This is a genomic window from uncultured Novosphingobium sp., assembly GCF_964277725.1.
Taxonomy (GTDB): Bacteria; Pseudomonadota; Alphaproteobacteria; order Sphingomonadales; family Sphingomonadaceae; genus Novosphingobium; species Novosphingobium fluoreni.
Genome location: NZ_CAXYKL010000267.1, coordinates 1 through 7,961, shown reverse-complemented (window position 1 = coordinate 7,961; position 7,961 = coordinate 1). Strand labels below are relative to the sequence as shown.

The following is a 7,961-nucleotide window of genomic DNA, read 5'->3' as shown; positions in this document are numbered from 1 at the left end:
CTGTGTTGTCGATAATCTCACCACCGGGTTTCGATTTGCCATCCCCGAAGGCATTACGCTGTACGAAGGCGATATCGAGGACGCAGCCCTTCTGGCCCGCATCTTCGCCGAACAGAAAGTCGGCGCGGTAATGCACTTTGCCGGGTCCATCATCGTACCGGAATCGGTCGAGGATCCGCTGAAATACTATCATAACAACACCGCCAAGACCCGCGCTCTCATCGCGGCGGCAATAGAGGCAGGCGTCGGCCACTTCATCTTCAGTTCCACTGCGGCAACTTATGGCATTCCGGAAGTTTCGCCCGTCACCGAGGATAGCCCGAAGCTGCCGATCAATCCCTACGGCATGTCCAAGCTGATGACGGAGTTCATGCTGGCCGACACCGCGCGCGCCCATGCGATGAACTACTGCGCCCTACGATACTTCAACGTCGCCGGAGCGGACCCTCGGGCCCGCACCGGGCAATCGACTGCCGGGGCCACGCATCTGATCAAGGTCGCGGTCGAGGCGGCACTGGGTAAACGCGAGCATGTCGGCGTGTTCGGCACGGACTTCGCCACGCCCGACGGCACCGGCGTGCGCGATTACATCCATGTTTCGGACCTGGCTGAGGCTCACGTCCTCGCCCTTGAGGCCCTGATCGCCGAACCTGCTAGGTCGCTGACGATGAACTGTGGCTATGGCCGCGGTTTTTCGGTGCTGGAAGTGCTGGACGCCGTGGACCGCGTGACCAACCGCACCATCGATCGCCGCCTGCAGGGCCGTCGCGCTGGTGATCCCGACTCGCTGATCTCGGACAACAGCCGCATCAAAGCAACTTTGCCCTGGGTCCCTCGTTACGCCGAGCTGGACACCATCGTCGCGCATGCGCTTGCCTGGGAACGCAAGCTGAGCGAAATCCGCGGCGAAGTCTAAGGGCGCGGCCGTGGCCAAGCTGTATTTCTATTACGCCAGCATGAATGCCGGAAAATCGACGTATCTGCTGCAGGCGGACTTCAATTACCGCGAACGGGGCATGGCAACCATGCTGTGGACCGCTGCGATCGATGGCCGTGGCGCGCTTCATGCCATAGAAAGCCGAATTGGCCTTGGCGCGGACGCGCATCGTTTCGATGCCGATACGGACGTGTGGACTGCCGCCCAGGCACGACATTCCGAAACGCCGCTGTCCTGCATTCTGGTGGACGAAGCCCAATTCCTGAGCCCCGAGCAAGTCTGGCAATGCGCCCAGCTGGCGGACTTTGCCGACATCCCGGTACTATGCTTCGGCTTGCGCACCGACTTTCGTGGCGAATTGTTTCCAGGCGCGGCCGCGCTGCTCGGGATCGCCGACACCTTGGTAGAACTCAAGGCCGTGTGCCACTGCGGCCGGAAGGCCACCATGAACCTACGCGTCGATGCGGATGGGGCGTCGGTGCAACATGGCGAGCAGACCCTGATCGGGGGCAACGATCGTTACATTCCCCTGTGCCGTCGGCACTTCTCGGAGCAAATTCACGACCGACCGGGGATGATCGCCTGAGGTAAGGTTGCGCGCGATCGGCGCGGGCCTCTTGTCCCCAGCTTGCCGCCTCAAGAGCGTGCCGAAACGCCTCGGCCACGCTGTACCTTTCAGCGCGACTTCACCGCTCATGCGTCAAACGCCAGATAGTCCAAGCCGTCACTGGCCCTGCGTCAATCCACTATCCCGTCACTGCCCCGTATAGCTCCGATACCACTCGACGAAGCGCGGTATGCCCACCTCGATGGGCGTGGTCGGCGCGTAGCCAGTGTCGCGCGCGATCGCCGTGATATCGGCGTACGTGGCCGGCACGTCTCCCGGTTGCATCGCCAGCATGCTCAGCTCCGCCTTGCGCCCGCATGCCTCTTCCAGCACCTCGATCATGCGCATCAGCTTTTCGGACCGGTTATTGCCGATGTTGTAGACCGCGTGCGGCTTCGTGCTGCCCCCCGGCTTGGCGGCACCGTCATCCGCGGGAGGGCGATCGAGGCAGGCAATCACGCCAGCGATAATGTCGTCGATATAGGTAAAGTCCCGCTGCATCTGGCCATTGTTGAACACTTCGATCGGCCGCCCCGCCAGCAGCCGCTCCGTGAACTTCCAGAGCGCCATGTCCGGCCGACCCCATGGCCCATAGACGGTGAAGAAACGCAGCCCCGTTTGCGGCAATCGGAAGAGGTGCGCATACGTCTCGCTCATCAATTCGTCGGCGCGCTTTGTCGCGGCGTAAAGCGATACGGGATGATCGGTGCGGTCTTCCACGGCGAACGGCAGTTTCTCGTTCCCGCCATAGACCGAGCTGGAACTGGCATAGACCAGATGCGGCGTCTGGCGAGCGCGTCCCAGTTCCAACATGTTGACATGGCCCAACAAGTTGGAGCGGACGTAGGCATGAGGATTCTGCAGCGAGTAACGCACGCCCGCCTGCGCGCCCAGATGCACGATGGCATCGAACTCGTGCCCTGAAAGGTCCTGATCCAGCGCAGCCGTGTCCGCGAAATCCAGTTCCAGGAAGGTAAAGCGATCACCGTGCCGCGCCGCCAGCTGGCTCAGCCGATCACGCTTCAGCTGAACGGCATAATAGTCGTTGAGGTTGTCGATCCCGATCACCGACTGGCCCCGCGCCATCAGCGCGTCGGGCTATCGTAAATATCCCTATAGCTTCGCGGCGTACCGGTCCAGTCGCAACGGTGATCCGATCGGCGCCGCTTCCGTTCATTACGAGATGACGGCGTGGGTCGGCGTCGGCTCAATTTCGTAATTTGGCAGCGAGAGGAACGCCTTCTTCAACGCTTCCCCCCAGCCGGCCGAGATCGTCTGGAAATAGCGGTCCTTGCCATCGATGCGACGCTCATGAAGCGGCTCGAAGTGATCGCGCTCCACCACCAGCAGATCCAGCGGCAATCCAACGGACAGGTTCGCCTTCACGGTGGAATCGAACGAGACCATCAGCAGCTTTACCGCGCTTTCGAACGACATATCGCGTTCGTAACCCCGGATCAGGATCGGGCGACCGTATTTTGTTTCGCCGATTTGGAAAAACGGCGTGTCATAGCTTGCCTCGATGAAGTTGCCCTCGGGATAGATCAGGAACAGACGCGGCTCCATGCCCTTGATCTGTCCCGCCACGATCATCGAGGCGCCGAAGGTGTTGCCTGCATTCTGGCCGCCCTGCACTGCGCGGGACTGGATGGTCTGGCGCAACAGATCGCCCACGATCGTCGCCACCTGGAACATCGTGGGTGCTTCCAGCAGCGAATTATGCCGATCGGACGGAGCCTTGTTACGCTCTTCCAGGCTGCTGATGACGGACTGGGTGGTGGCGAGATTGCCGGCTGTCATCACCGTGATCAGCCGTTCGCCCGGAACCGACCAGTGGAACATCTTGCGAAAGCTCGAGATGTTGTCGACGCCCGAATTCGTGCGGGTATCGCTCATCATCACCAGCCCGTGGTCCAGCATCATCCCCACGCAATACGTCATTATTCGAACCCGTCCTTCAAAACCCCGTCCGCGCCGCCCCAGCGTCAGGGAGCGGACTGTTGCTGCTGTTGCTGGCTTACCTGCGGCGCATCTACCGAGAGATGAACGGACAGGCGCCCCGGTCCTGCGCCGGTCACTACACCTGTAAACGGCGCGGCTTCACTATAATCACAACCGGTGGTTACGCGAACATACCGTTCGTCCGGGCTGATCGAGTTCGAGACATCAAATCCGACCCAGCCAAGGCCCATTACGTAGGCCTCGACCCAGCCGTGGCCCGCATCCTGCTCCACCCGGCCGTCCATCTTGAGGTAGCCGCCAACGTAGCGCGCAGGCACGTCCAGCAAGCGTGCGGCGCTGATGAAGATATGCGCATGATCCTGGCAAACCCCGTGCCCGGCGGCCAGGGACTGCTCGGCCGTGGTGGTCACATCGGTCGTGCCCGGTTCATATTCCACCGCCGCACGCACCGCCAGGCTCAAGCTGTGGAGCATCGCCAGACGCTCTTCCTTCTGCCCGGCGACCGAGGCGGCGAGCGAGCGGACTTTGGGGCCGGCACGGGTCAGCGGCGTGGCCCGGGTAAAGGCCCAGAGGGGAAAATGCCCGCTATGCTCGCCCAGGATGCCGTGATTGTCCGCCGTCTTCACCGTGCCGCGGCAGGTGATGACAACCTCGCGCACGCCCGGCTCCAGCGAGACCAGTTCCACATGATTGTGATGCTGATCGTCGTAAGCCGCCTCGTGACGCGCGCCTTCCAGCTCGGTTTCCCATTCCACCACCAGCTGGCCATGCGTCGGCTTGGGCCGCAGCCGCAAACGCTGCAGACCATGGATCACGCTTTGATCGAAGTCGTAGCGAGTTTCATGCTCGATGGTCAGCAACACGGGTGGGCCGTCCTATCCAATGAAGCGATAGTCGGACGAGATCGCCTCGCCGATGTTATGGGTGCGGCGGATGAAGTCACGCAGGAACTCATGCAGGCCGGATTCAAAAATCTGTTCGATCGTACAGTCATGTAAGCGGCTGCCCGCATCCCGCAACTGCTGATGCGCCTGGGTTTCCCCGCCATATTGCTTGGCCAGGCCCGCCATGTTGCTGCGGATCTTATCAAAACAGAACACCAGGCTGCGCGGGAAACGCCCGTCCAGGATCAGGAACCGGGCGATCTCGCGCGGGTCCATCGTGCCGGCGTTAAGCCAGGAGAAGGCGCGGTTTCCCGCCACCGAGCGCAGCAGCGTGTCCCACTGCACATTGTCCAGACTGGAGCCGACCCAGGCGACCGATGGCAGTAGGACGTAGTATTTCACGTCCAGGATGCGCGCGGTGTTATCTGCCCGCTCGATGAAGGTGCCGATGCGCGCGAAGTTGAACACCTCGTTGCGCAGCATCGAGCCTTCCATCGCCCCACGAACCAGGCTCGCGCGCTGGCGGATGGTGGAGAGAACCTCGCCCAGATTGCCTTCTCGCACGGGACGGCTGAGCATGTCGCGCAGGATCATCCAGGTCTCGTTGATCGCCTGCCATACCTCATTGGTGAGGCTGGTGCGGACGACCCTGGCGTTGGTGCGCGCACTTTCCAACATGGATAGGACGCTGCCCGGGTTCTCGCGCTCGCGCAGAAGATAGTTGAAAACCTGCGCGCCGCTGATGTCCGGATGCGCGGCCAGGTAGCCTTGCTCGTGGCCGGTGGTGATCAGCACCGAGCGCCATTCCTCGTCCTGCCGCTCCCGGCTGCCGCGCGTGAGGGCGAGGTGAAAACCGACGTCGATCAGCCGCCCGGTATTCTCCGCCCGCTCAAGATATCGCGTCATCCAGTAGACGCCATTGGCTGCCCGGCCCAGCATCAGCGGATCACTCCGACGGCGGGCGCGAAATCGTGGCCGTCGCCGTTGGTCGTTTTCTGGGCGCGGGCCACGCCAGAGGGCAATGTACCACCAAGCCGCAAGGTCGCGCTCACGGGGAGAACGAGATTTTCCCTCATCATTCGTCCAGCACCCAGCTGTCCTTGGTCCCGCCCCCTTGCGAGGAATTCACCACCAGCGACCCCTTCTTCAGCGCCACGCGCGTCAGACCGCCCGGCGTGATGTCGATCCCGTTGGGCGAAACCAGCACGAACGGCCGCAAATCGACATGCCGAGGCGCCAGGCCCGACTTGGTGAAGATCGGCACCGTCGACAAAGAGAGCGTGGGCTGGGCGATATAGTTCGCCGGCCGCGCCCGCAGCTTGGCGGCGAAGGCGGCGATCTCCTTCTTGGAAGAGGTCGGCCCGATCAGCATGCCGTAGCCGCCCGATCCGTGCACTTCTTTCACCACTAGCTCAGACAGGTTATCCAGCACATATTTCAGAGAATCCGGCTCGCTGCAGCGCCAGGTCGGCACGTTTTGCAGGATCGGCTTCTCACCAGTGTAGAACTCGACGATATCGGGCATGAAGCTGTAAATCGCCTTGTCATCTGCGATGCCCGTGCCCGGTGCATTGGCGATGGTGACGCCGCCGGCGCGATAGACATCCATGATCCCCGCCACGCCCAGCACGCTATCCGGCTGGAAGCTGAGCGGGTCGAGGTAATTGTCGTCCACGCGGCGATAGATCACGTCGACCGGCTGGAATCCCTCGGTCGTGCGCATCTGCACCCGCCCGTTGCTGACGCGCAAGTCGCTACCCTCGACCAGTTCGGCGCCCATCTGGTCCGCAAGATAGGCGTGTTCGAAGTAGGCGGAGTTGTAGATGCCTGGCGTCAGCACGGCCACCGATGGCCGCGATCCCGCACACGCCGGAGCGGAGGCCTGCAACGACCGGCGCAGGCGGCGTGGATAGTCAGACACGGGCCGAACCGGGATCTTCGTGAACAGCTCCGGGAACATCGCCATCATCGTCTCGCGGTTCTCGAGCATGTACGAGACTCCGGACGGGGTGCGGGCGTTGTCCTCCAGCACCATGAACTCATCAGGGCCAGTGCGGACCAGATCGATCCCGACGATGTGGGTATAGACCCCGCCGGGCGGCGTGAAGCCGATCATCTGCGTCAGGAACGCTTCGTTATCGCGCAGGAAGTGGACCGGCAGGCGGCCAGCCTTCACGATCTCCTGCCGGTGATAGAGATCCTGCAGGAAGGCGTTGATCGCGCGCACCCGCTGCTCGATCCCGCGCGTCAGCTTGCGCCATTCACGCGCGGTAATGATGCGGGGGATCATGTCGAACGGGATCAGCCGCTCTTCACCGGCATCTTCGCCATAGACGTTGAAGGTGATGCCGATACGGCGGAAGAACCGCTCCGCTTCCGCATCCTGGCGCTTCAGCCAGGAGATATCCTGGCCGTCATACCAGTCCCGAAAATCGGCATAGGCGGCGCGTATCGTGCCGTCCTCGTCGAGCATTTCATCGTAACGTGATCCGCTCGCAGAACTCATCGTGACTCCCGTTTGTCACGGGTGTGCAACAAGCCCTCCGCTTTGCCAAGCCGGTTATGCTGCGCGTGCGAAATAATATTTAGACCAAGGCCGCGTCACATCACCGCAACGGTCAGAAAGGGCGCTCGCCCAAGTAATTGCCGGCTTCGGCGTAGCGGCACACCAGCACGTCTTCCACCTGGCCACGCGCCAGCGCGCAACCCACTTGCCGGGTCTGGCGCCACACCACCTGCGTGTAATGCCCGACATCCTCGACCCGACCGGTCGTGCTGTTGGCGGGGAACGTACCGGCCCGGAAGAAGCGCTTTTCCCGCACCCAGCCATCGACCATCGCCTCAAGGCCGTAATAGCCGCGCGTTCCCGCCCACAAGTTCTCACCCTGCGGGTCGACCGGTCGCTCCGGCGCATGTTCGAACCGGCCAGTGGCAGCCAGGTGTTGCGCCCAGCCACGAGCGGAATTGGCAAGTTCCGGGTTCCAGTGCAGCGGCTCTATCCCAAGGGCTGCGCGCTCGCGATTATGCGCGGCCAGGATGCGCGCCTCGAACTGCCCGGAAAGGCTGGTCGCTCCCGATAGCGCCGGAGCAACCGCCAGCAGTGCCCCCGCGGCCAGAAGCCGTCGCGCCGATGGCAGTGCGCTTTTGCCGAAGAAGACCCGTCCCGCGACCATGCGCAGGATATGCGGCGCGCAGCGTCAACAGCAGGTTCGCTACTTTGGTTACTCGCGCCTTCAACAGATTTTTCCGAGGATTATCCGGCGGTTACGCGTTCACCGAAAGCAGCCGGTCATGCCGGGGGCGCGCCAACGATAGCCACGCGATCGCCTCGGCGGGCCTGCGCGAACAAGAGCCGCGCAAATTTCGGCGGCACACCGATGCAGCCATGCGTAGCGGCGCGCGCGCGCACGTTGCTGGCGTGGATCGCGATGCCATCCCCGGTCAGGCGCAACATATAGGGCATGGGCGCATCGTAGAGGTTCGAGCGGTGATGCCGCGCCCGCGCCAGAATGGGATAGACGCCCGGCGGTGTGGGCTTGCGATCCGCGCCGTAGAGAATCACCGCAGAGCC

9 protein-coding genes are annotated in these 7,961 nt (G+C 62.7%); 2 read left to right on the top strand and 7 right to left on the bottom strand.

Going from position 1 to position 7,961, the window contains the following annotated elements:
• A partial coding sequence (gene galE / locus ACHWRX_RS14895) for a UDP-glucose 4-epimerase GalE (RefSeq protein ID WP_394659769.1) occupies positions 1 to 916 on the top strand: 916 nt, incomplete at its 5' end.
• A 10-nt stretch (positions 917 to 926) separates the two neighbouring features.
• The gene (locus ACHWRX_RS14890; protein WP_394659768.1) at positions 927 to 1,523 is read left to right on the top strand and encodes a thymidine kinase; all 597 of its coding nucleotides are present in this window, start codon (positions 927 to 929) and stop codon (positions 1,521 to 1,523) included.
• Positions 1,524 to 1,691: 168 nt separating this feature from the next.
• Here the strand turns inward: ACHWRX_RS14890 and ACHWRX_RS14885 are convergent, their stop codons facing one another.
• The 7 genes from ACHWRX_RS14885 to ACHWRX_RS14855 all read right to left on the bottom strand — a co-directional run.
• A complete protein-coding gene (locus ACHWRX_RS14885; protein ID WP_394659767.1) occupies positions 1,692 to 2,630 on the bottom strand; it encodes an NAD-dependent epimerase/dehydratase family protein in 939 nt (312 codons plus the stop codon).
• A gap of 90 nt (positions 2,631 to 2,720) precedes the next feature.
• Positions 2,721 to 3,485 (bottom strand): peptidase, encoded by a 765-nt coding sequence (locus ACHWRX_RS14880; protein WP_394659766.1) that lies wholly within the window; start codon positions 3,483 to 3,485, stop codon positions 2,721 to 2,723.
• Between the two features lie 44 nt (positions 3,486 to 3,529).
• On the bottom strand, positions 3,530 to 4,369 hold the full coding sequence (locus tag ACHWRX_RS14875; protein WP_394659765.1) for a transglutaminase domain-containing protein: 840 nt from the start codon (positions 4,367 to 4,369) through the stop codon (positions 3,530 to 3,532).
• 12 nt (positions 4,370 to 4,381) lie between these two features.
• Positions 4,382 to 5,329, bottom strand: a complete 948-nt coding sequence (locus ACHWRX_RS14870; protein WP_183617151.1) for an alpha-E domain-containing protein — start codon at positions 5,327 to 5,329, stop codon at positions 4,382 to 4,384.
• A 136-nt stretch (positions 5,330 to 5,465) separates the two neighbouring features.
• Positions 5,466 to 6,896, bottom strand: coding sequence for a circularly permuted type 2 ATP-grasp protein (locus ACHWRX_RS14865; RefSeq protein ID WP_058737149.1), 1,431 nt, complete (start codon positions 6,894 to 6,896; stop codon positions 5,466 to 5,468).
• Between the two features lie 112 nt (positions 6,897 to 7,008).
• Positions 7,009 to 7,563 carry a CAP domain-containing protein gene (locus ACHWRX_RS14860; protein WP_394659764.1) on the bottom strand — a complete coding sequence of 185 codons (555 nt, stop codon included), beginning with the start codon at positions 7,561 to 7,563 and terminating at the stop codon, positions 7,009 to 7,011.
• A gap of 116 nt (positions 7,564 to 7,679) precedes the next feature.
• Positions 7,680 to 7,961 (bottom strand): L,D-transpeptidase family protein (locus ACHWRX_RS14855; RefSeq protein ID WP_394659763.1); only part of this gene is annotated, 282 nt, incomplete at its 5' end.

Excerpts from the sequence above, each read along its gene's own strand:
- ACHWRX_RS14880 (WP_394659766.1), bottom strand. The coding sequence starts at position 3,485 with ATGACGTATTGCGTGGGGATGATGCTGGACCACGGGCTGGTGATGATG.
- ACHWRX_RS14860 (WP_394659764.1), bottom strand. The coding sequence starts at position 7,563 with ATGGTCGCGGGACGGGTCTTCTTCGGCAAAAGCGCACTGCCATCGGCG.
- ACHWRX_RS14885 (WP_394659767.1), bottom strand. The coding sequence starts at position 2,630 with ATGGCGCGGGGCCAGTCGGTGATCGGGATCGACAACCTCAACGACTAT.
- ACHWRX_RS14865 (WP_058737149.1), bottom strand. The coding sequence starts at position 6,896 with ATGAGTTCTGCGAGCGGATCACGTTACGATGAAATGCTCGACGAGGAC.
- ACHWRX_RS14870 (WP_183617151.1), bottom strand. The coding sequence starts at position 5,329 with ATGCTGGGCCGGGCAGCCAATGGCGTCTACTGGATGACGCGATATCTT.